Genomic DNA, 23,116 nt, shown 5'->3' with positions numbered 1-23,116 from the left:
CGCAGGAAGTAGCGGCGCCGCTGCTACAGCACGTCCACGCCGTCGAGTCGAAGCTGGACAGGTTCCGCGCTCCGTTTTGCGGCCGTCGCTGCCCTGGTTGCACGCAGGACGCGCGTTACGGCTGCTGCCTGGGCGTACGGGAAAAACAGCAGGGTCCGCACGTCATCCCCCACCCGGCGTGACGAGGGGGGTCCGCTAAGGAGCACGGGGGCAGGTCCGGCGGTGCGCAGGCTGATCCCCGCAGGTTGCAGGTGCGCCGCCGCTGCAGCGGTGAAGTGTTCGACGGCGGCCCGGGGGCCGGTGACCGAGGCGATCCGCACCGCGGGCGGCAGTTGGAGTTCCGTGCGAAGGGACAGCTCCCGCCGGGCGTAACCAGGAGGATCCCATCGGAGCAGGGCACCCACGGCGGAGGTCTCCGAGGCCGTGATGACCACAAGGCCGTGATCGGACGCCGGCCGTACCAGGGCTGCGGCGTTGAACCAGCGGCGCACCGTGTCCTCACCGGCGCGCAGGTTTTCCCGCCGCAGCAGCGAGTCGCCGTCCAAAAGCAGAGCGGCCGCGTACCCGCCCTCGGCCACCGGCTCGGCGCCCACGGTAGCCACTACCAGGGACTTACCCGGGCCTACGCTTGCCTTGACGTGGTCCCCGGAGGACGTGATCACCGTTTTACCAGGGAAACCGCGGCCCAGTTCCTCGGCCGTCCGCATCACACCGGTAGCACCCTTGCGCAGCCTCCGCCCACCGCAATGGGAGCAGCCCCACTCCAGTGCCGGGGTGGAGCACCAGCGGCACTGCGGCACCGCGGAACCCCCGCCGGCAAGGGCCAGTGGCCCCTGGCAGGCTCCGCAGCGGGCGGGCTCCCGGCAGGTTTCGCACACCAGCGAAGGCACGTAACCTGCGCGTGCCACTTGGACCAGGACCGGTCCCCGTTCGAGTCCTTCTTTCGCAGCGCGCCAGGCGGCGCCAGGCAGGCGGGCAATCCGGGCCAACGGATCGCGTTCCTGTTCGAAACTGTCGGCTGTGTTCACCACCCGCGGGACGCTGCGCCGGACAATGCCCCGCTCCGCCTCCACCGGAAGCACCCAGCCCGTTTCCACCAATCGCTGGACTTCAGTGCTCCGCGTATGGCCGGCCAGGAGGCACGCCGCGCCTGCCTGCTCGGCACGAAGGAGCAGGACCTCACGGGCATGGGCATAGGGCGCGCGTTGCTCGATGTGGAGGTCGTCGCCGTCGTCCCAGCAGACAACGAGCCCCAGGTCCTTTACCGGCGCATAGGCAGCCGACCTGGTGCCGATGGCCACGCGGGCCGTACCGGCAAGGAGGTGAAGGAAATTCTGGTAGCGGGGCGTGGGTCCGTCCTCTGCCGTCAGGCGGGCTACGGCATCTTCGGGCAGCAGGCCCTTCACCGCGTCCTCCAGCAGGTCAAGGTCGCGGTTGTCCGGCACCACCACCAGGGCGCCCCGGCCGGATTCAAAGGCTGCGGCTACGGCCTGGGCCAGCAAGTGGGGCCAGCCGGAGGTGCCGAAGCCCCTCAGCGGATTCAGTACAGCCCGGGGCGCACCGCCTTCACTCAGGTGGCGCAGGAATGCCGGGCCGTTGCGGTAGTCAGCCCAGGCGGAGTGGCCGGTAACGTCTGCACGGGTGTTACCTGGCTGGCGCAGGGCCGCCTCAGCCGCTGGTTCCTGGGCGCCTCCGGATTCCCTAGCGGCAGGAAGGGTCTTCTCCAGCCGGGCAACCCGGGGCGGGACTGCGACACGCAGGACATCAGATACCGTTCCGGCATAACGCGCAGCAACAGCGGTGGCGAGGTCCCGTATTTCCGGCGTGAGGACGGGAACCGGGGAAACCACCTTGGCCAGCGGCAGGAGGCTGTGGCCGGCGTCGGGTTCCGCCACCCGCTCGATGATGAAGCCGCTGAGGTCCTGGCCGTTGAACTTGACCTTGACCCGGACCCCGGGCTGCGCCTCATTGTCGAGGCTTGCAGGGACACCGTAATCAAACGGCCTGTCCAGATGGGGCAGGGACGACTCCACCAGGACGCGGGCCACCGGCAGGTGGCCTGCGAACTTCGGCCCGGACTGCTGTTTCCGGTCCGGGAACCCCTGCAGCAGGGACGGCTGCACGGCCGCCGGCAGGTCCAGCAACGGTTGCGCCGCATCATCAGCAACCACTGCGGCCACCTCCGTTCAGCATCACCTATGTGGACAGAGCCAGCAAACCACCAGGCACAGACATTCCGGCGCATCGGCATCGCCGCCGGCAGGGCACACCGGTTCTGCTAGGCGTTGAAGAACGCCTTCAGGTCATCCACGCGGTCCAGGCGCTCCCAGGTGAAGTCCGGATCGTCGCGGCCGAAGTGGCCGTGCGCGGCAGTCTTGGCGTAGATGGGCCGCTTCAGGTCCAGGGCGTCGATGATGGCGCGCGGACGAAGGTCGAAGATTTCCGCGATGGCCGCGCTGATGCGGGCAGGATCCACCGTTTCGGTGCCGAAGGTTTCAACGTAGGTTCCCACGGGGCGGGCCTGGCCGATGGCATAGGCGATCTGGATTTCGGCACGCTTGGCCAGTCCTGCTGCCACCACGTTCTTGGCAACCCAGCGCATGGCGTACGCGGCCGAGCGGTCCACCTTGGAGGGGTCCTTGCCGGAGAAGGCACCGCCGCCGTGGCGGGCCATGCCGCCATAAGTGTCAACGATGATCTTCCGTCCGGTGAGGCCGGCGTCGCCCACGGGACCGCCGATGACGAATTCGCCGGCCGGGTTCAGGATGTTCGCTGCCCGGGAAATGTCCAGGTTGGCGCCGGCGAGGACGGGCTCGATGACGATGGAGGCGAGGTCCGCGCGGAGCTGCGCGAGGCTTGCGCCTTCGGCGTGCTGGCTGGAGATAACGACGGTTTCGACGGAGACGGGCAGGTCCTTGTCGTAGCCCACGGTCACCTGCGTCTTGCCGTCCGGGCGGAGATAGGGCAGCTGGCCTGACTTGCGGACTTCCGTGAGCCGCTCAGACAGCCGGTGCGCCAGCCAGATGGGGGTGGGCATGTAGGACGGGGTCTCGTCGCTGGCGTAGCCGAACATCAGGCCCTGGTCGCCGGCGCCCTGGAGGTCGTAGTCGTCTTCCTGGCGTCCTTCGCGGGCTTCGAGGGAGTTGAAGACTCCCCCGGCGATGTCGTTTGACTGCTGGCCGATGGATACGGAGACCCCGCAGCGGGCGCCGTCGAACCCGTTGGCTGAGGAGTCGTAGCCGATGCCCAGGATGGTTTCGCGGACAATCTGCGGGATTTCGACGTAGGCGTCGGTGGTGACCTCGCCGGCCACGTGGACCAGGCCGGTGGTGGCCATGGTCTCCACGGCTACCCGCGATTCGGGGTCGGCTGCGAGCAGTGCGTCCAGGATGGCGTCGCTGATCTGGTCGCAGATCTTGTCCGGGTGGCCCTCGGTGACTGACTCGGAGGTGAAGAGCCGGAGCGCGGAGGGCGTGGCCCCATGGGACTGGGGAAGGTGCAGCGGTAAAGTCACTCAATTACCTTACTTGTTGGAATCCGGACTGCCCCGACGGGACGTCATGCGATGTCACTCTGTTCAGCGGACCTGCCCGCGGAACAGTCAGGTGCGGGGCGATACGTGGTTCAGTTCGAAGCCGATCCGGCTGATGATGGCGGCCGAAACCTGGGTCTTGGTTCCGGACGCCTCCTGTGGTTCGGAGCCGGAGCGGGCCAGGATGACCACGGAGTTGGTGTCCTGGCCGAAGACTTTGTCCGCGCCGACGTGGTTGACCACCAGCAGGTCGCAGCCCTTGCGCTGCAGCTTGGCTTCCGCGTAGGCCAGCACATCGCCGTGGCTGTCCCCGGTTTCCGCGGCAAATCCTACGATCAGCTGCTCGCCTTCCGCGGATCCGGAGCTGTTCCGGCGCTCCACGAGTTCGTGCAGGATGTCAGGATTGCGGACCAGCGTGATCACGGGATCGGCGGTGTCGTCGCGCTTTTTGATTTTGGTGCTGGAGACCTCTGCCGGACGGAAGTCGGCCACCGCGGCGGACATAATCACGACGTCGGAATCGGCAGCGGCTGCCAGCGCGGCCTCCCGCAACTGCAGGGCAGTCTCCACCTGGACCACTTCCACCCCGGCCGGGGGCGGGACTTCCATGTGGGCCGCGAGCAGCCGGACCGTTGCCCCGGCGTTCCGGGCGGCGACGGCCAGCGCGACACCCTGCTTCCCGGAGGAACGGTTGCCGAGGAACCGGACAGGGTCCAGGGGTTCGCGGGTTCCCCCGGCACTGATGGTCACGGTCTTGCCTGCCAGCGGCAACTGGTAGTCCGACTGCCCCTCTACCAGGGCCATCGCGGCGTCGAATATCACTTCGGGTTCGGGCAACCTGCCCGGTCCGGAGTCGGATCCTGTCAGCCGGCCGGTAGCCGGTTCCAGGACCGCAACGCCGCGGCTGCGCAGTGTTTCCACATTGGCGCGGGTGGCCGCGTGCTGCCACATTTCGGTGTGCATGGCAGGAGCGAACAGCACTGGCCCGTGGGCCATCAGCAGGGTGTTGGTCAGGAGGTCGCCGGCCTGGCCGGTCGCCGCTTTGGCCAGGAGGTCGGCAGTTGCCGGGGCGATGACCACAAGCTCGGCTTCATGGCCCAGACGGACATGGTTGACCTGGTGGACGTCGTCGAAAACGCTGTTGCTGACAGGGTTCCCGGACAGCGCCTCCCAGGTGGCGGTGCCCACAAAGCGGGTGGCAGCCTCCGTGGGAATCACCGTGACGTGATGGCCGGCTTCAGTAAAAAGCCGGAGGAGTGATGCCACCTTGTAGGCGGCAATCCCTCCCCCGACTCCGAGGACTATGCGCACGTGACCTCCGTCAACAGCACCTCAGGCGGCAGGATTACTCCGCGGCTTCGATCGGCGTGGAAACCAGCTTGCCTTCGTTGATCTCGCGCAGGGCGATAGACAGCGACTTTTCGTTTAGCTTGGTGTCAACCAGCGGGCCGACGTACTCGAAGAGGCCCTCGTGCAGCTGGGCGTAGTAGGCGTTGATCTGACGAGCACGCTTGGCACCAAAGATCACCAGGCCGTACTTGGAATCGGCTGCCTCGAGCAGCGAGTCGATCGGCGGGTTGATGATGCCTTCAAGGTTCGTGGACACGAATTCTCCAAATTCCTAGCGGGCTGACGCTTCCCGCGCTCCATGCGGATGCGGGGTCAGCCCCATGAGTGAAACAAGCTCGTCCGCCGCCCGGCGAACGTCGTCATTGATGACGGTATGGTCGAACTCCGGTTCAGCAGCAAGCTCCAGTTTAGCGGTTTCCAGCCGGCGCTGCTGTTCCTCGGGGGTTTCGGTGCCGCGGCCCACCAGCCGGCGGACCATTTCGTCCCAGCTGGGGGGCGCGAGGAAAACGAACTGGGCGTCCGGAACGGCGGCCTTGACCTGGCGCGCACCCTGCAGGTCGATCTCCAGCAGCACGGAGCGTCCCTCGGCGATGGCCTGGTTCACGGTGCTTTTCAGGGTGCCGTATGTGTTCTGGCCATGGACCACGGCCCACTCCAGGAGCTCGCCGTCCGCTACGAGCCGCTCGAACTCCTCCTTGGATTTGAAGAAGTAGTGGACGCCGTCGATTTCACCCGGCCGGGGGGCCCGGGTGGTGGCTGATACGGACAACCAGACCTCCGGGTAGTTGTCCCGGATGAAGGTGGACACGGTGCCTTTGCCAACAGCCGTCGGACCTGCGAGGACTGTCAGTCCAGGTTTTTTGCTCACGTATTCCTTTATGCCGGATTTCGGGGAAGGCGGCCGGAGCCAGCCCTAGTTCTCGTCTATAAAATCTACCAGCGCCCGGCGCTGGTGGATGCCGAGGCCGCGGAGCCTGCGGGAAGCCGCAATGCCCAGTTGCTTCATGATGGCGGCGGCCCGGACTTTGCCGATGCCGGGCAAAGCCTCCAGCAACTCCGAGACCTTCATCCGCGCCATGGCTTCGTCTTCCATGGCCGAGTTGATGATCTCGGCCGCGGACCGCTCGCGGTTCTTCAGGCTTTCCTTGGCCGCCGCGCGGGTGGCCCTGGCTGCCGCCGCTTTGTTCAGGGCGTCTGTACGCTCGGACGCGGATAAGGGTCGAAGCACCATGGGTGGCACCCCCGGATCTCGGCGGTTACGTCCAGGGGCGGCCGCCCTTGGACTTGTCCTGAAACTACCCTTTGGTGCTGCTCGAATCAATGGATCAGGGGAAACGGCTCCCCCTATTCGCCGCGCAATCCGTCGAGGGTCCGCTGGGCGGCGTCCCGCAGTTCCTGCCGTTTGGGGCCGGCCGAGAGGATCTCCCGGCTGGACGTTCCCAGTACCTGGCCATAGGCGTTGCCGAAGGTGGCGCGCAGATGGGCCGGCGTGGCGCCCTGTGCGCCGAGGCCCGGCGCCAGGATGGGTCCGCGCATGGCCGCGAGGTCCACGTCAAGGTCCGCCAGGGCGGAGCCCACCGTCGCGCCGACCACCAGTCCCACAGAACCCAGATCGCCGGGGTAACGGCGGTTTTCCCCGCCGGCTGCATGGGCAATGCGGCGGGCCACGGAATCCGCTCCCCCGACGTGCTGGACCGACGGCCCTTCGGGGTTGGAGGTCAGAGCCAGGACAAATACGCCGCGGCCGGTTTCGGCCGCGAGGTCCAGGGCCGGACGCAATGATTCGAAGCCCAAATAGGGGCTCAGGGTTACCGAGTCGGCGGCCAGCGGGGAACCGTCGCGGAGCCACGCGTCGGCGTAGGCAGCCATGGTGGATCCGATGTCGCCCCGCTTTGCGTCGGCAATGGTCAGCACGGACTCATCCCGGGCAATGGCAAGGACTTCCTCCAGGACGGCAATCCCGGCGGATCCGTGGCGCTCGTAGAGCGCCACCTGCGGCTTGACGGCGGCAGCGAGGGAAGCCACCGCTTCCAGGACCGTCAGGGAAAACGCACGGAGGCCGTCGACGTCGTCCTTCAGGCCCCACGCGGACAGCAGGGACGGGTGCGGGTCAATTCCAACGCACAGCGGGCCTCGGGCGGCCATGGCGGCGCCGAGCCGGGAGCCGAAGGACTCCCGGCCTTGCACTTGCGCGGACGCTGCTGCCTGCTCAGGCATGCTGCAGGGCCGCCTTCTGGGACTCGGCGAGGGCTGCCGCGTGCTCCTGCAGGCTGGTGACGGACCATTCGTAGGTGCGCATGGCCTCGATCGCCTGGACGGCGGCGTTGAACTCGGCCACCGTGGTGATGCAGGGGATGCCGATGGAGGTGGCGGCGGCGCGAAGTTCGTAGCCGTCGCTGCGGGCTTCGCCGCCGGAAGGGGTGTTGAAGACCATGTCGATCTCGCCGGCGATGACGAGGTCCGCAATGGTGCCTTCGCCTTCGGCGCTGCTGCCCTCGGCCACCTTGCGGACCGGAGTGGCCTGGATGCCGTTGCGGCGCAGGACGTCCGCCGTGCCGCCGGTGGAGACGATCTCGAAGCCGAGGTCCGAGAGCCGCTTGACGCCCATGATCACTGAGCGCTTGTCGCGGTTGGCCACGGAGACGAAGATCTTGCCTTCGGTGGGCAGCGCGTTGTTGGCCGCGGCCTGGCTCTTGGCAAACGCGGTGTCGAAGTGCTTGTCGATGCCCATGACCTCGCCGGTGGAGCGCATCTCGGGGCCAAGCAGGGAGTCCACCACCTTGCCTTCGAGGGTGCGGAAGCGGCTGAACGGCAGGACTGCCTCCTTGACGGACACCGGGGCGTCCAGGGGCAGGGTGGAGCCGTCGCCCACTTCCGGCAGCATCTTGTAGGCGCTGCGGAGCTGGTTGATGGTCACGCCGGTGCCGATCAGGGCCGCGGCCTTGGCCATCTGCACGCCTGTGGCCTTGGAGACGAACGGCACGGTCCGGGATGCGCGCGGGTTGGCTTCGAGGACGTAGAGCACGTCCGAGGCCAGGGCGAACTGGATGTTGATCAGGCCGCGGACGCCCACGCCTTCGGCGATGGCCCGGGTTGCGGTGCGCACCCGCTCCAGGACGTTGGCGCCCAGGGTGATGGGCGGCAGGACGCAGGCGGAGTCGCCGGAGTGGATGCCGGCTTCCTCGATGTGCTCCATGATGCCGCCAAGGTACATGTCGGTGCCGTCGAAGAGGGCGTCGACGTCGATTTCGACGGCGTCCTCCAGGAAGCGGTCGATCAGCACCGGGTGGTCCGGGGTGATTTCCGTGGCGTTGGCGATGTAGCGGGACAGGTTGGGCTCGTCGTAGACAATCTCCATGCCGCGTCCGCCCAGAACGTAGGAGGGGCGGACCAGGACCGGGTAGCCGATCTCGTCCGCGATCTTCTTGGCATCCTCGAAGGAGACGGCCGTGCCGTTCTTCGGCGAGACCAGCCCTGCCTTGTCCAGGACCCGGGAGAACATGCCGCGGTGCTCGGCGAGATCGATGGCTTCCGGGGACGTTCCCAGGATGGGCACACCGGCGTCGGCGAGCTGCTGGGCGAGCTTGAGCGGTGTCTGGCCGCCGAGCTGGACGAAAACGCCCATCACGCCGCCGGTGCGCTCTTCGGCCGCGATGACCTCCAGCACGTCCTCGAGCGTCAGCGGCTCGAAGTACAGGCGGGTGGAGACGTCGTAGTCAGTGGACACGGTCTCGGGGTTGCAGTTGACCATGACCGTCTCGTAGCCGGCCTTGCGCAGTGCCATGGAGGCGTGGACGCAGGAGTAGTCGAACTCGATGCCCTGGCCGATGCGGTTGGGGCCGGAGCCGAGGATCAGGATCGAGGGCTTGGCGTGCAGCGCTACCTCGTCCTCCTCGTCGTAGGCCGAGTAGTGGTACGGGGTGTAGGCAGCGAATTCCGCGGCGCAGGTGTCCACGGTCTTGTAGACGGGGCGGATGCCCAGTGCCTGGCGGACGCCGCGGACCACGGCCTCGGAGTTGTGCGTGAGGGCACCGATCTGTTCGTCCGAGAAACCGTGCCGCTTGGCGCGCTTGAGCATCTCAGCCGTGAGCGCCCCGGCCTGGCGGATTTCGCGGGAGATCTCGTTGAGGAGCTGGAGCTGGTCCAGGAACCACGGGTCAATCTTGGTGGCCTCGAAGAGATCCTCCACCGAGGCACCGCCCAGAAGCGCGCGCTGGACCTGGTGCAGGCGCTCGGTGGTGGGACGCTTGGCCTTTTCGATCAGCTCGGCGACTTCCCACTCGGGAACGCTGCTGAAGTCCAGCTGCGAGCCCTTCTGCTCCAGGGAGCGCAGGGCCTTCTGCAGGGCTTCGGTGAAGTTGCGGCCCATGGCCATGGCTTCGCCCACGGACTTCATGGTGGTGGTGAGGGTGTTGTCCGCTGCCGGGAACTTCTCGAACGCGAAGCGCGGAACCTTGACCACCACGTAGTCGAGGGTGGGTTCGAAGGATGCGGGGGTCTTCTGGGTGATGTCGTTGGGGATCTCATCCAGGGTGTAGCCCAGCGACAGCTTGGTGGCGATCTTGGCGATGGCGAAGCCTGTGGCCTTGGACGCCAGCGCCGAGGAACGGGACACGCGGGGGTTCATCTCGATAACCACCACACGGCCGGTGGCGGGGTCGATGGCGAACTGGATGTTGCAGCCGCCGGTGTCCACGCCCACTTCACGGATCACGGCGATGGAGATGTCGCGCAGCCGCTGGTATTCGCGGTCGGTCAGGGTGAGGGCGGGTGCCACGGTGATGGAGTCGCCGGTGTGGACGCCAACGGGATCGAAGTTTTCGATGGAGCAGACCACCACGACGTTGTCGTTCTTGTCGCGCATCATCTCCAGCTCGTACTCTTTCCAGCCCAGGATGCTCTCTTCGAGCAGCACCTCGGACGTGGGGCTGTACTGCAGGCCCTGGCCCACGATGCGGCGGAGGTCGTCCTCGTTGTAGGCAAGGCCTGAGCCGAGGCCGCCCATGGTGAAGGACGGGCGGACCACCATGGGGTAGCCGAGGTCGTCGGCGGCCTTGAGGGCCTCGTCCATGCTGTGGATGATGTGGCTGCGGGCAGATTCGGCACCGCAGCGTTCCACCACGCCCTTGAACTTTTCGCGGTCCTCACCGAGTTCAATGGCGGCGATGTTGGCGCCGATGAGTTCCACGTTGTACTTCTCGAGCACACCGTTCTTGTCCAGCGCGATGGCGGTGTTCAGGGCCGTCTGGCCGCCCAGGGTGGGCAGCACGGCGTCCGGGCGCTCCTTGGCGATGATCTTCTCCACCACCTCGGGGGTGATGGGCTCAACGTAGGTGGCGTCGGCGAACTCAGGGTCGGTCATGATGGTGGCCGGGTTGGAGTTGACCAGGATGACCCGCAGGCCTTCCTCCTTGAGGACGCGCAGCGCCTGCGTGCCGGAGTAGTCGAATTCGGCGGCCTGGCCGATGACGATCGGGCCGGAACCAATGACGAGGACGCTCTTGAGATCTGTACGTTTCGGCATTACTTCTTGTCCTCAGTCTTGTTGTCGTTTTTGTGTTCAGCGCCGGCTGAATGTGCGGAGTCCACCGGGTCCTTGGACAGGTTGGCGGTTTTACCGTCCCGGGTGCCCTCCATCAGGTCGATGAAGCGGTCGAACAGGTAGGCGGCGTCGTGCGGTCCGGCCGCGGCCTCCGGGTGGTACTGCACCGAGAAGGCGGGGATGTCCAGGCAGGCCAGGCCTTCCACGACGTCGTCGTTCAGGCTGACGTGGCTGACCTCGACGCGTCCGTAGCGTGCCTCGGGAGCCTGGGTGGCGCCGTCGAGCGGTGCATCCACGGCGAAGCCGTGGTTCTGCGAGGTGATCTCCACCTTGCCGGTGCGGCGGTCCATGACGGGCTGGTTGATGCCGCGGTGGCCGTAGCGCAGCTTGTAGGTGCCAAAGCCCAGGGCGCGGCCCAGGATCTGGTTGCCGAAGCAGATGCCGAAGTACGGCAGCTTTTCGTCCAGGACGGAGCGGAGGAGCTTGACCTGGGTGTCGGCGGTGGCGGGGTCGCCGGGGCCGTTGGACATAAAGAAACCGTCCGGGTTGACGGCCTTGACGTCCTCGAGGGTGGCGGTGGCGGGGAGCACATGGACGCGGACGCCGCGCTCTGCGAACCGTACGGGGGTCATGGCCTTGATGCCGAGGTCAATCGCGGCGATGCTGAACCGGGGTTCGCCGTCCCAGCCGTGGTCCTTCGGTTCCACGACGTACGCCTCGTCCACGCTGACTTCCTCGGCCAGGCGGGAGCCTTCCATCGGGGCGCTGGCCAGCACGGCGTCGAGCAGTTCCTTGTCCGTGGCCTGCGCGGCTTCGCCGGAGAAGATTCCGGCGCGCATGGTCTTGTGCTCGCGGAGATGGCGGGTGATGGCGCGCGTGTCCACGCCCTGGATGCCCACGATGCCCTGGGCCACGAGTTCTTCGTCCAGGGAGCGCTCGGAGCGCCAGTTGGACGGGCGGCGGGCAGCGTCGCGGACGATGTAGCCGGCCACCCAAATGCGGCGGGACTCGGCGTCGTCATTGTTCACGCCGGTGTTGCCGATGTGCGGTGCGGTCTGCACTACCAGCTGGCGGGCGTAGGAGGGGTCGGTGATGGTTTCCTGGTAGCCGGTCATGCCGGTGGCGAAGACTGCCTCGCCCAGGGCGGTGCCGGTGGCGCCGTAGCTGCTTCCGCGGAAGATGCGGCCGTCTTCGAGGACGAGCGCAGCAGGAGCGGAAACTGGGGCGGATACTGCGGTGTTTGTTGTCACTTGCTTACTTTCCACTATTGGCATCAGCCGCGGGGGCCGAAGAAATCAATTCCTGAAGTGCTGCGAAAAGCACGTTCCTGTCCTCTGCGCGGCGGGTCCGGAAGCCGGTGTCCAGCTCGTGGCTGCCGTGCCTCCACGCCAGGACCAGGAGGCCGTCCTTCTCCACGAACTTGCCGGCCATGCCGCTGTCCAGCCGTACCCCGGTGAGGGTTGCCGCGGGAATGTACAGCGCCGGCGCCCCTGCCCGGTCAAAGAGTACGCCGTGCGGGTAGACCTCCAGCGTGGCGTTGGTCCGGATGCCGAGCCCGTGCACGGCGATCCGGTCCAGCCAGTCACCGCCGGTGGTGGATGCGACGTACTGCCCCTCGGCACTGACGATCGGCTCCCCCGGCGCTTCGGGCACCATCGGCAACTGTTCGACGTCGGCCTGGCGCCTTAGGCGGTTCCGCCAGCCCAGCCCGATGAGGACGAAGGCGATAGCGATCAGGGTCAGCGTGATGACCAGCGAGAGCAGCTGGGTGTCCATCAGGCGGCGCCCACGGACGCGGCGTGCGGGTACGGGGTGTTGAGCTTGCCGTCCAGCACGGTGGGGTGGCCCTTGAAGAAGGTGGCCACCACCTTGCCGGGCAGCTCCATGCCTTTGAACGGGGAGTTCCGCCCCATGGTGGCCATCTTTGCGGGCTCGACCGTCCACCGCGCGGCGCGATCCACCAGGATGATGTTGGCGGGCTCCCCCGCTTCCAGCGGCCGGCCCTGGTCCTCGAGCCGGCCGATCTTCGCGGCAGCTGCAGAGGTGACCCGGGCGAAGTCAGCCCAGCTGATCAGGCCGGTTTCGATCATGGTGTGCTGCACTACGGACAGCGCAGTTTCCAGCCCGGTCATGCCCATGGCGGCCTGGGCCCACTCGCATTCCTTGTGCTCGCTGGGGTGGGGTGCGTGGTCGGTACCGACGACGTCGATGGTTCCGTCTGCGAGGCCGGCGCGCAGGGCCTGGACGTCGGCGTCAGTGCGCAGCGGCGGGTTGACCTTGTACACGGGGTCGTAGCTGCGGACCAGGTCATCGGTCAGCAGCAGGTGGTGCGGGGTGACCTCTGCCGTGACGTTGATGCCGCGCTGCTTGGCCCACCGGATGATTTCCACTGAACCCGCGGTGGAGACGTGGCAGACGTGGAGCCGGGAGCCGACGTGCTGGGCCAGCAATACGTCGCGGGCGATGATGCTTTCCTCGGCCACCGCGGGCCAGCCGGTGAGTCCCAGGACGGCGGAGACTTCGCCTTCGTTCATCTGGGCACCGGCGGTCAGGCGCGGTTCCTGGGCGTGCTGGGCCACCACGCCGTCGAATGCCTTGACGTACTCCAGCGCACGGCGCATCAGCACGGGATCGTGGACACAGATGCCGTCGTCGGAGAACATCCGGACCCGGGCGCGGGAATCGGCCATGGCTCCCAGTTCGGCAAGCTGCTCGCCGGCGAGGCCCACGGTGACGGCGCCCACCGGGCGCACGTCCACCCAGCCGGCTGCCTGTCCCAGGCTGTAGACCTGCTCCACCACGCCGGCGGTATCCGCCACCGGAGTGCTGTTGGCCATGGCATGGACGGCGGTGTATCCGCCGAGCGCGGCGGCCCGGGTTCCGGTTTCGACGGTCTCGGCGTCCTCGCGGCCGGGCTCGCGGAGGTGGGTGTGCACGTCCACCATGCCCGGCAGCGCCACCAGGCCGGCGGCGTCGATGACGGTGGCACCGTCATCCGAGAGGCCGGTGCCCGTTTCGGCGATCACGCCGTCGCGGATCAGCACGTCCGCCGGTTCGCCGCCCAGGAGCGAGGCGCCGCGGATCAGATAGGTTCCGGTGTTGGCTGCCATCAGTTGCTCTCCTTGGTGGAATGGGTGCCGGCATACGCCAGGGCGGGGGCGGCTGGTTCGCGGGTGTCCCCGGAGAGCAGCAGGTACAGGGCGGCCATCCGCACGGACACGCCGTTGCGGACCTGGGCCAGGACGGTGGAGCGGGGGGAATCGGCGGCGGCCGCGGAAATTTCCAGGCCCCGGTTCATCGGGCCGGGATGCATGATGATGGTGTCCTTCATGCCCAGGGTGTCCAGCGCGTGAAGCCGGTTGTCGTCGAAGCCCCACCGGCGCGAGTACTCCCGGGTGCTGGGGAAGAAGGAGGCGTTCATGCGTTCGCCCTGCACGCGGAGCATCATCACGGCGTCGACGCCTTGCTCGAGGGTTTCGTCCATGTTGTAGCTGACCCTGCAGGGCCATTTTTCGACGCCGATGGGCAGCAGGGTCGGTGGCGCCACCAGGGTGACCTCGGCGCCGAGGGTGCGCAGGAGCCAGACGTTGGAACGGGCCACGCGGGAGTGCAGGACGTCGCCGGCGATGGCAACGCGCATTCCCTTGAGGTCTGCACCTTCCGAGCCGGTGCCGGCCAGGCGGGCCCAGTGGCGGCGCATGGTGAACGCATCAAGCAGCGCCTGGGTGGGGTGTTCGTGCGTGCCGTCGCCGGCGTTGATGACGGCGGCATCGATCCAGTCGGTTGAGGCCAGCCGGTGCGGCGCCCCGGAGGCCCAGTGCCGGATGACGACGGCGTCCGCGCCCATCGCGGACAGCGTCTGGGCTGTGTCCTTCAGGGACTCCCCCTTGGAGACGGAAGAACCCTTCGCGGCGAAGTTGATGACGTCCGCCGAGAGCCGCTTGGCGGCGGCTTCGAAGGAGATGCGGGTGCGGGTGGAGTCCTCGAAAAAGAGGTTCACCACCGTGCGGCCGCGCAGGGCGGGCAGTTTCTTGACTTCGCGGTCGCCCACGGCAGCCATTTCCTCGGCGGTGTCGAGGATGCGGATGGCGTTGGCCAGGCTCAGGTCTTCGGTGGAGAGGAGATGCTTCACGAGCGGCCCTCGATCACTACTTCGTTGACGGGGGTGCCGCCGGGGGCCGTGTCCGTTTCCTCGAGCCGGACGCGGACTTTCTCCGCGGAGGAGGTGGGCAGGTTTTTGCCTACGTGGTCTGCCCGGATGGGGAGCTCGCGGTGGCCGCGGTCAATGAGGACAGCGAGCCGCACGATGCGGGGCCGGCCCAGGTCCACGAGGGCGTCCAGGGCGGCGCGGATGGTGCGGCCTGAGTACAGGACGTCGTCAATGAGGACTACTACTTTGTTGTCGATGCCTGTGCGGGGCAGCTTGGTGGGGTACGGCGGGCGCGTGCCCTGGTGCGAGAGGTCGTCACGGAACATGGTGACATCGAGCTGGCCGGTGATGGCTGCGGCGTCCACGGAGGGATCCGCAGCGGCGATCTTTTGGGCGAGCCGGGCGGCCAGCGGGTAACCGCGGCGTGGAATGCCGAGCAGGACCAGGTCCTGGGAGCCCTTGTTGGCCTCGAGGATCTCATGGGCGATACGAGTGAGGGCCCGGTCAATGTCCGCCTGGCTGAGGACAACCCTGGCTGGAACCGGTGCGCTGGTGACAGAAGTCAACGCTCGTCTCCCCTTTCCCCGCCTCACAGGACGGAATTAAAAAAGGATCATGTGCGTCTCAAAATTACCACACGGGCATGGCGGCACCCGTGCCGGAGGGAGGCGGTGCTGGTCACACTCCCCGCCGCTCCCGGGCTGCATCCTTGGAGGTGCGGCGGGAGGCACCTAGGCTTTCGGATATGTCGATGCATCCCCGCTTCCCGGCGTCCGGACCGCCCGAAGATCCCTTCAGCGGCGGCACGCCGCTGCCCCGCGAAGCAAATCCCACCTGGATGGGCCAGGTCCAGCCCGGAAACTATCAATCGGCACCGGGCCATCAGGGCCGTCCGGTGCAGGGCCTGGTCCCGCCGCAGGAGTCGGTGATGCGGGCGGGCCGGGCCCGGGGCGGGAGCCTCGTTGCCCTGTCCATCGGCGGCAGCGCCCTCGCCTTCCTCAGCCTCTTCCTGGTGGTGCCGTTCCTGTTGTCGAATACGGGTGCGCCGGGGTTCCTGATTGGTTTCCTGGCCTCCCTGATCCCCCTGTCCGCAGTCCTCCTGGCGGTCTATGTCATCGACAAATGGGAACCCGAGCCAAAGCGGCTCCTGTACTTTGCCTTTACGTGGGGCGCGGCAGTATCCATCGCGGTCACCTTGCTGATCCAACCGTTTTTTGTGCTGGGATTCCAGTTTTCCGATGAAGCGGACCTGCAGACCTTTATGGCCACGGTCCAGGCACCCATCGTGGAGGAGTTCGCCAAATCCCTGGGACTGCTGCTCCTGCTGATACTGGCCAGAAGGCACTTTGACGGGCCCGTTGACGGAGTGGTGTTCGCATTCACGATCGCAGGCGGCTTCGCCTTTACCGAGAACATCCTGTACTTCGGCAGGGCCATCGCGGAATCGGCCAACCCTGCCAGCGATTTCGCCCAGGTGTTTTTCCTGCGCGGCGTGATGTCCCCCTTCGCCCATGCGATCTTCACCGGCACCACGGGGCTGGTCATGGGGTTCGCCGCCCGCCGCGGAGGCACCGGCGTCGCGGTGGCAGCCTTTGTCCTGGGGCTCCTGCCGGCCATGTTCCTGCACAACCGGTGGAACAGCATGGGGCAGGGATTCCTGCTCGACTACATCCTGGTGCAGGTTCCCATCTTCTTCCTTGCCGTGGGCGGCATCATCCTCCTGCGGGTGGCGGAGAAACGGCTGACCCGCCAGCGCCTGCTCGAATACTCCGCCGCAGGCTGGTTCACTCCGGCCGAAGTGGAGCTGCTCGCCACTTTCGGAGGCCGCCGGACCGCGTTGAACTGGGCCGGCAGCTACGGCCGGAAGCGGCACATGAAGGAATTCATGAAAGCCGCCACGCAACTGGCCAACACCCGCCAGCGGATCCTCACCGGCCGCGATGTCCAGCTCCACCAGGCCGAGGAGCGGGAGCAGCTGCAGCGCATCCTGGCACTGCGCGCCGCCGTTGCGCGTTAAGCGCGTTGCCCCCATAAGGGAGTTGCAGAAAGACCGGAATCTGCCAGCTCGAGTGCCTCATCCAGCACCTTGCCGAAGTTTGCGGCGTCATGGGCAAACCTGCCAAGGAAGAGCCCCGACACGCCGTCGAGCGTGGGCAGGAGCCTTGGCTTTGCCGATCCGCCGTAGATGATCGGCAGGTTCCCCAGCGCTGCGCCGGCTTCCGCGCTGCGGACGTCGAGCAAGGTCCGCAGTACACGGACTACAGCGGAAACGTAGGCTGCGCCGGCCGGTTCTGCTGCCCCGATTGCCCAGACAGGCTCGTAGGCAAGGATGAGCCGCGACGCCAGTGCCCAGTCGCCGTCCACCGCGTCGGCGACTTGCCTGAAGACGAACGCAGCGGAAGCTGTTACCCCGTCTTCAGTTCCTGAAGTGCAGGTTTCCTCACCCACGCACAGCAGCGGTGTAACTCCGGCAGCATCCGCTGCCTGGACCTTTCGTGCGATCTGCACGCTGTCTTCACCGAAATACCGGCGGCGTTCAGCGTGCCCAATCTCCACCAGGCTGACGTCGAGCTCCGCGAGGAGCGCGGGTGAAATCTCGCCTGTCCAGGGCCCATCGGCCCATCCACAATTTTGGGCACCGAGGCGCACCGGTGATCCGGCCAGGATTGAGGCGGCTGCCGGAAGTATCGGGAAGGTGGGAACCACAAACGGGACTACCCGCCCGGCCGCCAGTGCCGGACGGGAGTCCACTTCATTGCGTACCTGCTTCAGCCAAGCCAGGGAATCGCGGTAACCCAGGTACATCTTGGTGCTGACCCCGACGTACACTGTGCCGGTCACGTCCGAATCCCTTCCGGTGCTGGTTTCAGGCATGGCAACCGATCACTTGGTCTGGAGCAGGTCATCTGCCTTGTTGCGGAACCGCTTGGTGGCGTACATCATGATGGCTGCCAGGAAAGGGAGCACGCCCAGGGCGAAGACGCCTGCGGAGCCGGTGGAGTCGGCCGCGATCCCGTTAACCGTGGTGCGCAGGATGGGCGCAACAAAGCCGCCGAGGTTTCCCAGCGAGTTGATCAGGCCGATGCCGGCGGCTGCGGCCGTTCCGGTGAGGAACGCCGTCGGGTAGGACCAGGCGATGGGTCCGATGGCGAGGAAGCTGCACACGGCCAGGGTGATGAAGACGATGCCAAGCGCCGGGAGGTGGTTCGTGCCGGCCCAAGCCGAGCCGAAGATGCACAGGCCAGTGGAGACAAACAGCCCGGTCCCCCACACCCGGCGGCGGACCAGCGTATTGGCGGCCTTACCGATGAGGTAGCAGGCGAAAATGCCGAAGAACCACGGGATGGCTGCCATCAGGCCGACGGCGAGCCCCACCTTTTGGCCGGTCAGCTGGGCTACCTGCTGCGGCAGGTAGAAGGTGACCCCGTAAACGGCGATCTGCAGGCAGAAGTAGATCACGGTGAAGTACCAGACCTTGCCGTTCTTCATGGCGGCAAGGACGCCGCGCGGGCCTGTTTCTTCCTTGACCGAATCCTCCAGTGACATAACGTCCAGGAGCGCCTTCTTTTCACCGGCGTTCAGGAACTTGGCGTCCTGAGGGCTGTTGATCAGGAAGAAGTAGGCCGCGACGCCGGCGACGACTGCCAGCATCCCTTCGACGAAAAACATCACCTGCCAGCCCTGGACTCCGGGCACCTGGTCGCCGATGTTGATCAACCACCCGGACAGCGGTGCGCCCATCATTTGCGAGAACGGCTGGGCCAGGTAGAAGATGGCGAACATCTTTACCCGGACCTTGTTGGGGAACCAGGCCGCCAGGAACATGATGACGCCCGGGAACAGGCCGGCTTCGGTGACGCCTAGCAGGAAACGCAGAATGATAAAGGACGCCTCGCCTTGCACAAACGCGAAGCAGGCGGACACGATGCCCCAGGTGATGGCGATGCGGGCCAGCCAGACCTTTGCCCCGAACCTGGTCAGAAGCAGGTTGCTGGGGATCTCGAACAGGGCGTAGCCGATAAAGAAGATGCCGGCGCCGAGGGCGAAGGCTCCTGCGCTGATGCCCTTGTCGACGCCCAGTGCGGCTTCGGAAAAGCCCACATTGGTACGGTCAAGGAACGCCACGATGTACAGGATCACGAGCATCGGCATCAGCCGGCGGGAGGCCTTGGAGATCGCCGATTTCAGGACCGGCGAGTCCAGGAGCTCCCTGGTGGATGTTGCTGCTAAAGACATCAAAACTCCTCTTTGAGTACTTTGAAGACAGGCTGGGGTTCTAGCGGGAGGCCACGATCATCACGACCCCTGCGATGCAGGCGAGGATGCCCGCGGCCAGGTAGACGGTGCGCGCCCTGGTCCAGGGGCCAAGCCCGGTGGTTCGGGGTGTTGCTGCGGGTGTTGACCGCCCCGCGGCCTTGCTTTTCTGCGCCATTGCCGGCCTTCTTTAATGCATGTAGAGTCCGCCGTCCACATTCAGCGTCTGGCCGGAGATGTATCCGGCATCTTCGCTGATGAGGAAGGCGATGGCTGCTGCGATGTCCCGCGTGGACCCGACCCGGTTGACTACCAGGTCCTTGGTCAGTTCGTCCTTGCGTTCCTGGCTGAGGGTGCCGCCCATGATGTCCGTATCGATCGGGCCCGGGGAAATGGCGTTGACGGTGATGTCGTACTCCCCCAATTCCCTGGCGGTGGAGCGCGTCAGTCCGATGACGCCGGCCTTCGCCACGGAGTACGGCGTCTTGGAGTAGGTGCCGCCCCCGCGCTGGGCTGAAACGGAGGAAATGTTGACGATCCGTCCGATCCGGTTTTTCACCATGGACTCGGCCACCCGGCGGGTGGCGTAGTGGACGCCATTGAGGTTGATATTGAGGACCCGGTCCCATTCCCCCGCGTCCAACTCGAGGTATGGAACGGGGGAACTGACGCCGGCCACGTTGGCAAGGGCCACGATTTGGGGCAATTCCGCCTCGATGGAGTCGATGGCGGCCCGGACTGATGCTTCGTCTGCCACGTTGGCGCCCGCACCATGGGCGCGGATGCCGTACTGGGCAGCGAGTTCCTTTGCCGCGGCTTTGCACAGGGCGTCATCGAGGTCGATGATGCCGATATTCCAGCCCTGGGCGGCAAGGTAGTTGGCGGTGGCACGGCCAATGCCGCGTTCCGAGACGGCTCCGGTGATTATGGCGGTGCGTTCAGCGGGAAAACTGCTCATGGTTGCTCCTGGGTAAGGCGGACTGGATCAGCTGATGGGTGCGGGGCCGAGGTCTTCGAGGAGCTTCTGCATGGCCACATACGCTTTGTTGCGGTAAGCGATCAGCTCGGGCGTACGCTCGGCCGGGACATTGAGGAACCCGGCACCGGTCTTGGTGCCCAGCTTTCCGGCGTCCACCAGGTCGCTCAGGATTTTCGGGGTGGCGAAGCGCTCCGGGAAGTCGGTTTGCAAGGACTTGTAGCAGAAGTTGTAGACGTCCAAACCGGCCATGTCCGCTATGGCGAAAGGTCCGAAGAACGGCAGCCGGAAGCCGAAGGTGGTTCGGACGAGGGTGTCCACATCGTCCGCCGTTGCGATGCCCTGCTCCACCAGCTGCGCGGCTTCGTGGAACAGCGCGTACTGCAGGCGGTTGAGCACGAATCCGGTGACGTCCTTGACCACTGCGGTCTGCTTGCCCGCTGCGTGCACCAGCTCGCGGACAGCCCCCACGGCAGCCGCAGAGGTGCCGGCGTGCGGGATGATTTCCACGCCGGGGATGAAGGGCGACGGGTTGGAGAAGTGCACGCCCAGGAACCGGTCCGGGTTGGTAACCGGCTCTGACAGTTCGGCGATGGAGATGGTGGAGGTGTTGGAGCCGATGATGGCATCCAGCCTGGCGGCGGCGCTGATGCGGGCCAGCGTCTGGTGCTTGATGGCGATGACTTCGGGGACTGCTTCCTCAATAAAGTCCGCATCCGCCACGGCTTCTTCGATGTCCTTGGCAGCCCAGAGGTTCTGCTTCAGGATTTCGGTGGAACCCTCCGGGAACAGGCCGTCGGCCACGAACTGGTCCGACTCGGTGAGGAGGCGTTCGTAGTTGTTCTGTGCCACCTCCGCGGACACGTCCGCGAGTGCCACCCGGGCACCGCCCAGCGCCAGGACCTGGGCGATCCCTCCGCCCATGTAGCCGGAGCCGACGACGGCGATCTTCCGGGGGCTGTTCGCGTCCGTCGCGATTGAGGTGCTTGCTGTTTCGGTCATGATCAGACTGCCTTCGTGTAATCGGGTTCGTAGGAGCAGATTGCGTCCACTTTGGCGGCGGAGGCCGAGGTCTCGTCGAAGCGGTAGTCGAGCCATTCGCCCACCAGTTTCTTGGCCAGTTCCAGGCCGATGACCCGCTGGCCCATCGTGAGGACCTGGGCGTTGTTGCTCAGGACGGAACGCTCCACGGAATAGCCGTCATGGGCGGTGACGGCGCGGATGCCCGGTACCTTGTTGGCTGCGATGGCGACGCCGAGGCCGGTTCCGCAGATCAGCAGGGCACGGTCCGCTTCGCCGCCGGCCACTTTGCGGGCGGCGTCGACGGCGACGTGCGGGTATGCCGTGGTGTCGTCGGCGGCCACGCCCACGTCAACCACAGATGCCACCCGGCTGTCCGCTTCGAGCAGCGCCTTCAGCGCCTCCTTGTATTCGACGCCGGCTTCATCATTTCCGATGACGATGCGCCAGCCTGCTGCGGCACCTTCGTGTGCGCTCATGCTTGTGCTCCTTTTCCGGCCGCTGAGCCGGCCAGCAGTGAATAGTCAGACAGTTCAGAGTTGAAGTAATCGGAGACGCGGGCCGCGATCAGTCCGAAGGAAACTGCGCCCGGGTCCGGATGTCCGAGGCTTTTCTCGGCCAGCGGACGCGCCCGCCCCTTGAGCGGCCGCAGGGATGCTGTGTCCTCCGCGGCCTTCCGGGCAGCCGCGGCCCCGGCGGCCAAGGCCGCAGCTGCGGTAGCACCGCCGCTGGAGGAGGCCAGGAAGGCGTCCCGGAATGGAAGCAGGGCGTCCACCATGGTCTTATCGCCCGGTTCTGCCTTGCCAAGGGTGGTGATGGCGTTTACGAACGCGGTCACCGCGGAGGCTGCATCCCCGTCACGGTAGGACTCCTTGTTGCCGAGCATCATTCCGGCAGCCAGCACAGCGGAGCCCCAGAGCGCCCCGGACGTTCCTCCGGCCCGTTCACTCCATGCCTCCCCTGCCGCCATCAGCACACGCTGTACGGAAGCTCCCGCCGCCGCTGCGTCCAGGGCGGCTGCCGCTGCGGCATCCACGCCCCGGCGCATGCCGATGCCGTGGTCGCCGTCGCCCGCAACCGCATCCAGCCTCCCCAGTTCCGTTTCGTGTTCGACGACGACGTCCCGCACCTGGGCGAGCACAGCGGCTGCCAGCCGGCCCATGGCAGCTGCTGCCGCCGTCGTGAGCTCCTCGTCGCCGGCCACGGCATCCTCAGGCCCGGCCAGTTCCCGGCGGGGACGAGGTGCCAGGTTTCCCTTGCGGAAAGCGGGGGTGTCCGCCGGAGCTGCCCAGTAGCGCTCGAGTTCCTCGTCCAGCCACAGCAGGGTCAGGGAGAGTCCGGACATGTCCAGGCTGGTGACCAGTTCGCCGCACTCGGGTTCCACAACAGTGAGGCCGGCGGCGGTGAGGAGCTTCTCGACCTTGCCGAAAAGCAGGAACAGTTCGTCGTACTTGACGGTCCCCAGGCCATTGACGATGGCCACCACGCGGTGCCCGGCATCATCTGGCTTGTCCTCAAGGAGCCTGGAGACCAGGAGCTCCGCAAGTTCAGAGGCCGTGGGCAAAGGATGCTCGGAGATGCCCGGCTCACCGTGGATTCCCAGTCCAAGCGACATCTGGCCGGCCGGCACGTGGAACAGCGGCTTCCCGGCTCCCGGCAGCGTGCACCCGTCAAAGGCCACGCCCAGGGAACGGGTGCGGTAGTTGGCACGGCGGGCCAGCTGCTCGACCGCGTCCAGGTCCAGGCCCGCTTCGGCGGCGGCACCGGCAATCTTGAAAACAGTCAGATCGCCCGCGATGCCGCGGCGTTTCCCGATCTGGTCGATGGGCGCGCTGGCGATGTCATCAGTGACCAGGACGGTCCTTGTGTCGATGCCTTCCGCCTTGAGCCGCAGCTCAGCCTGGCCGAAGTGGAGAACGTCGCCGGCGTAGTTGCCGTAGCTCAACAGCACACCCCCGCCGGCGTTGGCCGCTTTGGCCACCCGGTACACCTGGCCGGCCGAAGGGGATGCAAACATGTTGCCGCAGGCGGAGCCGGCTGCCAGGCCCGGTCCCACCAGGCCGGCGAAGGCCGGGTAGTGGCCGGAGCCGCCGCCCACCACCAGGGCCACCTGACCGGCGGGCACCTCCGTGGAGCGGACAACGCCGCCGTCGACCCGGGCAACGTACCCCCGGTTGGCTGCCACAAAGCCGTCCAATGCCTCATCTGCAAAGTTGGCGGGGTTGTCAAAAATCTGCGTCATGGTTCCTCATTGAATCCTTGGTGACAATTTCTTATCCGGTTCGAAGGCCG

21 protein-coding genes are annotated in these 23,116 nt (G+C 66.5%); 1 reads left to right on the top strand and 20 read right to left on the bottom strand.

Translation table 11 applies throughout. The annotated features are described in order from the left end of the window. Nucleotides 1–23: 23 nt before the first annotated feature. From BMX78_RS12710 to pyrR, 13 genes are all read right to left on the bottom strand, one after another. Nucleotides 24–2,171 (bottom strand): primosomal protein N', encoded by a 2,148-nt coding sequence (locus BMX78_RS12710; protein ID WP_286138933.1) that lies wholly within the window; start codon nucleotides 2,169–2,171, stop codon nucleotides 24–26. Nucleotides 2,172–2,278: 107 nt separating this feature from the next. Continuing rightward, complete coding sequence (gene metK, locus BMX78_RS12705) at nucleotides 2,279–3,514, bottom strand: methionine adenosyltransferase (protein ID WP_050054961.1); 1,236 nt, start codon at nucleotides 3,512–3,514, stop codon at nucleotides 2,279–2,281. 87 nt (nucleotides 3,515–3,601) lie between these two features. Then, nucleotides 3,602–4,843: a bifunctional phosphopantothenoylcysteine decarboxylase/phosphopantothenate--cysteine ligase CoaBC gene (coaBC, locus tag BMX78_RS12700; RefSeq protein ID WP_091419898.1), complete on the bottom strand. Its 1,242-nt coding sequence runs from the start codon at nucleotides 4,841–4,843 to the stop codon at nucleotides 3,602–3,604. A 34-nt stretch (nucleotides 4,844–4,877) separates the two neighbouring features. Then, nucleotides 4,878–5,138 carry a DNA-directed RNA polymerase subunit omega gene (gene rpoZ / locus BMX78_RS12695; protein ID WP_003800778.1) on the bottom strand — a complete coding sequence of 87 codons (261 nt, stop codon included), beginning with the start codon at nucleotides 5,136–5,138 and terminating at the stop codon, nucleotides 4,878–4,880. A 15-nt stretch (nucleotides 5,139–5,153) separates the two neighbouring features. Further along, nucleotides 5,154–5,750, bottom strand: coding sequence for a guanylate kinase (gmk, locus tag BMX78_RS12690; protein ID WP_050054959.1), 597 nt, complete (start codon nucleotides 5,748–5,750; stop codon nucleotides 5,154–5,156). A 45-nt stretch (nucleotides 5,751–5,795) separates the two neighbouring features. Then, the gene (mihF, locus tag BMX78_RS12685; protein ID WP_170850801.1) at nucleotides 5,796–6,113 is read right to left on the bottom strand and encodes an integration host factor, actinobacterial type; all 318 of its coding nucleotides are present in this window, start codon (nucleotides 6,111–6,113) and stop codon (nucleotides 5,796–5,798) included. Between the two features lie 113 nt (nucleotides 6,114–6,226). Then, nucleotides 6,227–7,099: an orotidine-5'-phosphate decarboxylase gene (gene pyrF / locus BMX78_RS12680; RefSeq protein ID WP_091419895.1), complete on the bottom strand. Its 873-nt coding sequence runs from the start codon at nucleotides 7,097–7,099 to the stop codon at nucleotides 6,227–6,229. Then, on the bottom strand, nucleotides 7,092–10,406 hold the full coding sequence (gene carB / locus BMX78_RS12675) for a carbamoyl-phosphate synthase large subunit (RefSeq protein WP_091419894.1): 3,315 nt from the start codon (nucleotides 10,404–10,406) through the stop codon (nucleotides 7,092–7,094). Before carB ends, pyrF begins: the two co-directional genes overlap by 8 nt. Beyond that, nucleotides 10,406–11,698 carry a glutamine-hydrolyzing carbamoyl-phosphate synthase small subunit gene (gene carA, locus BMX78_RS12670; RefSeq protein WP_091419892.1) on the bottom strand — a complete coding sequence of 431 codons (1,293 nt, stop codon included), beginning with the start codon at nucleotides 11,696–11,698 and terminating at the stop codon, nucleotides 10,406–10,408. Before carA ends, carB begins: the two co-directional genes overlap by 1 nt. Further along, the gene (locus tag BMX78_RS12665) at nucleotides 11,679–12,200 is read right to left on the bottom strand and encodes a PH-like domain-containing protein (RefSeq protein ID WP_091419891.1); all 522 of its coding nucleotides are present in this window, start codon (nucleotides 12,198–12,200) and stop codon (nucleotides 11,679–11,681) included. Before BMX78_RS12665 ends, carA begins: the two co-directional genes overlap by 20 nt. Then, on the bottom strand, nucleotides 12,200–13,534 hold the full coding sequence (locus tag BMX78_RS12660) for a dihydroorotase (protein ID WP_091419889.1): 1,335 nt from the start codon (nucleotides 13,532–13,534) through the stop codon (nucleotides 12,200–12,202). Before BMX78_RS12660 ends, BMX78_RS12665 begins: the two co-directional genes overlap by 1 nt. Then, nucleotides 13,534–14,556, bottom strand: a complete 1,023-nt coding sequence (locus BMX78_RS12655; RefSeq protein ID WP_091419888.1) for an aspartate carbamoyltransferase catalytic subunit — start codon at nucleotides 14,554–14,556, stop codon at nucleotides 13,534–13,536. The genes BMX78_RS12660 and BMX78_RS12655 overlap by 1 nt, the downstream gene beginning before the upstream one ends. Further along, on the bottom strand, nucleotides 14,553–15,140 hold the full coding sequence (gene pyrR / locus BMX78_RS12650) for a bifunctional pyr operon transcriptional regulator/uracil phosphoribosyltransferase PyrR (protein WP_091419886.1): 588 nt from the start codon (nucleotides 15,138–15,140) through the stop codon (nucleotides 14,553–14,555). Before pyrR ends, BMX78_RS12655 begins: the two co-directional genes overlap by 4 nt. A gap of 179 nt (nucleotides 15,141–15,319) precedes the next feature. On the opposite strand from pyrR, the gene BMX78_RS12645 reads away from it, so the two are divergent. After that, nucleotides 15,320–16,591 (top strand): PrsW family intramembrane metalloprotease, encoded by a 1,272-nt coding sequence (locus BMX78_RS12645; protein ID WP_091419885.1) that lies wholly within the window; start codon nucleotides 15,320–15,322, stop codon nucleotides 16,589–16,591. Here BMX78_RS12645 and BMX78_RS12640 read toward each other — a convergent pair. The 7 genes from BMX78_RS12640 to BMX78_RS12615 are packed head-to-tail and all read right to left on the bottom strand — an operon-like array spanning nucleotide 16,588 to nucleotide 23,066. Then, nucleotides 16,588–17,448: a triose-phosphate isomerase family protein gene (locus tag BMX78_RS12640; protein ID WP_091419883.1), complete on the bottom strand. Its 861-nt coding sequence runs from the start codon at nucleotides 17,446–17,448 to the stop codon at nucleotides 16,588–16,590. The two genes, BMX78_RS12645 and BMX78_RS12640, sit on opposite strands and share 4 nt — an antisense overlap. Before the next feature lie 9 nt (nucleotides 17,449–17,457). Further along, nucleotides 17,458–18,810, bottom strand: a complete 1,353-nt coding sequence (locus BMX78_RS12635; RefSeq protein WP_091419881.1) for an MFS transporter — start codon at nucleotides 18,808–18,810, stop codon at nucleotides 17,458–17,460. A 40-nt stretch (nucleotides 18,811–18,850) separates the two neighbouring features. Next, nucleotides 18,851–19,006: a hypothetical protein gene (locus BMX78_RS23135; protein ID WP_170850800.1), complete on the bottom strand. Its 156-nt coding sequence runs from the start codon at nucleotides 19,004–19,006 to the stop codon at nucleotides 18,851–18,853. A gap of 12 nt (nucleotides 19,007–19,018) precedes the next feature. Then, on the bottom strand, nucleotides 19,019–19,786 hold the full coding sequence (locus tag BMX78_RS12630; RefSeq protein ID WP_091419880.1) for an SDR family NAD(P)-dependent oxidoreductase: 768 nt from the start codon (nucleotides 19,784–19,786) through the stop codon (nucleotides 19,019–19,021). A gap of 27 nt (nucleotides 19,787–19,813) precedes the next feature. Next, complete coding sequence (locus BMX78_RS12625; protein WP_091419878.1) at nucleotides 19,814–20,806, bottom strand: 3-hydroxyacyl-CoA dehydrogenase family protein; 993 nt, start codon at nucleotides 20,804–20,806, stop codon at nucleotides 19,814–19,816. A 2-nt stretch (nucleotides 20,807–20,808) separates the two neighbouring features. Beyond that, nucleotides 20,809–21,303: a ribose-5-phosphate isomerase gene (locus BMX78_RS12620; RefSeq protein ID WP_091419877.1), complete on the bottom strand. Its 495-nt coding sequence runs from the start codon at nucleotides 21,301–21,303 to the stop codon at nucleotides 20,809–20,811. Continuing rightward, on the bottom strand, nucleotides 21,300–23,066 hold the full coding sequence (locus BMX78_RS12615) for a dihydroxyacetone kinase family protein (RefSeq protein WP_091419875.1): 1,767 nt from the start codon (nucleotides 23,064–23,066) through the stop codon (nucleotides 21,300–21,302). Before BMX78_RS12615 ends, BMX78_RS12620 begins: the two co-directional genes overlap by 4 nt. Nucleotides 23,067–23,116 lie beyond the last annotated feature (50 nt).

The sequence above is a fragment of the Arthrobacter sp. OV608 genome (assembly GCA_900110595.1).
Classification (GTDB): Bacteria; Actinomycetota; Actinomycetes; order Actinomycetales; family Micrococcaceae; genus Arthrobacter.
The sequence above is the reverse complement of the archived record's forward strand: the minus strand, read 5'-3'. Positions and strand labels throughout refer to the sequence as shown.

Bases quoted from the DNA above. Each gene is read 5' to 3' on its own strand.
- BMX78_RS12635 (WP_091419881.1), bottom strand. From the start codon at position 18,810: ATGTCTTTAGCAGCAACATCCACCAGGGAGCTCCTGGACTCGCCGGTC.
- BMX78_RS23135 (WP_170850800.1), bottom strand. From the start codon at position 19,006: ATGGCGCAGAAAAGCAAGGCCGCGGGGCGGTCAACACCCGCAGCAACA.
- carA (WP_091419892.1), bottom strand. From the start codon at position 11,698: ATGCCAATAGTGGAAAGTAAGCAAGTGACAACAAACACCGCAGTATCC.
- BMX78_RS12620 (WP_091419877.1), bottom strand. From the start codon at position 21,303: ATGAGCGCACACGAAGGTGCCGCAGCAGGCTGGCGCATCGTCATCGGA.
- BMX78_RS12645 (WP_091419885.1), top strand. From the start codon at position 15,320: ATGTCGATGCATCCCCGCTTCCCGGCGTCCGGACCGCCCGAAGATCCC.
- mihF (WP_170850801.1), bottom strand. From the start codon at position 6,113: ATGGTGCTTCGACCCTTATCCGCGTCCGAGCGTACAGACGCCCTGAAC.
- BMX78_RS12665 (WP_091419891.1), bottom strand. From the start codon at position 12,200: ATGGACACCCAGCTGCTCTCGCTGGTCATCACGCTGACCCTGATCGCT.
- BMX78_RS12625 (WP_091419878.1), bottom strand. From the start codon at position 20,806: ATGACCGAAACAGCAAGCACCTCAATCGCGACGGACGCGAACAGCCCC.
- carB (WP_091419894.1), bottom strand. From the start codon at position 10,406: ATGCCGAAACGTACAGATCTCAAGAGCGTCCTCGTCATTGGTTCCGGC.
- BMX78_RS12660 (WP_091419889.1), bottom strand. From the start codon at position 13,534: ATGGCAGCCAACACCGGAACCTATCTGATCCGCGGCGCCTCGCTCCTG.
- BMX78_RS12640 (WP_091419883.1), bottom strand. From the start codon at position 17,448: ATGCCTGAAACCAGCACCGGAAGGGATTCGGACGTGACCGGCACAGTG.
- BMX78_RS12630 (WP_091419880.1), bottom strand. From the start codon at position 19,786: ATGAGCAGTTTTCCCGCTGAACGCACCGCCATAATCACCGGAGCCGTC.
- BMX78_RS12615 (WP_091419875.1), bottom strand. From the start codon at position 23,066: ATGACGCAGATTTTTGACAACCCCGCCAACTTTGCAGATGAGGCATTG.
- pyrF (WP_091419895.1), bottom strand. From the start codon at position 7,099: ATGCCTGAGCAGGCAGCAGCGTCCGCGCAAGTGCAAGGCCGGGAGTCC.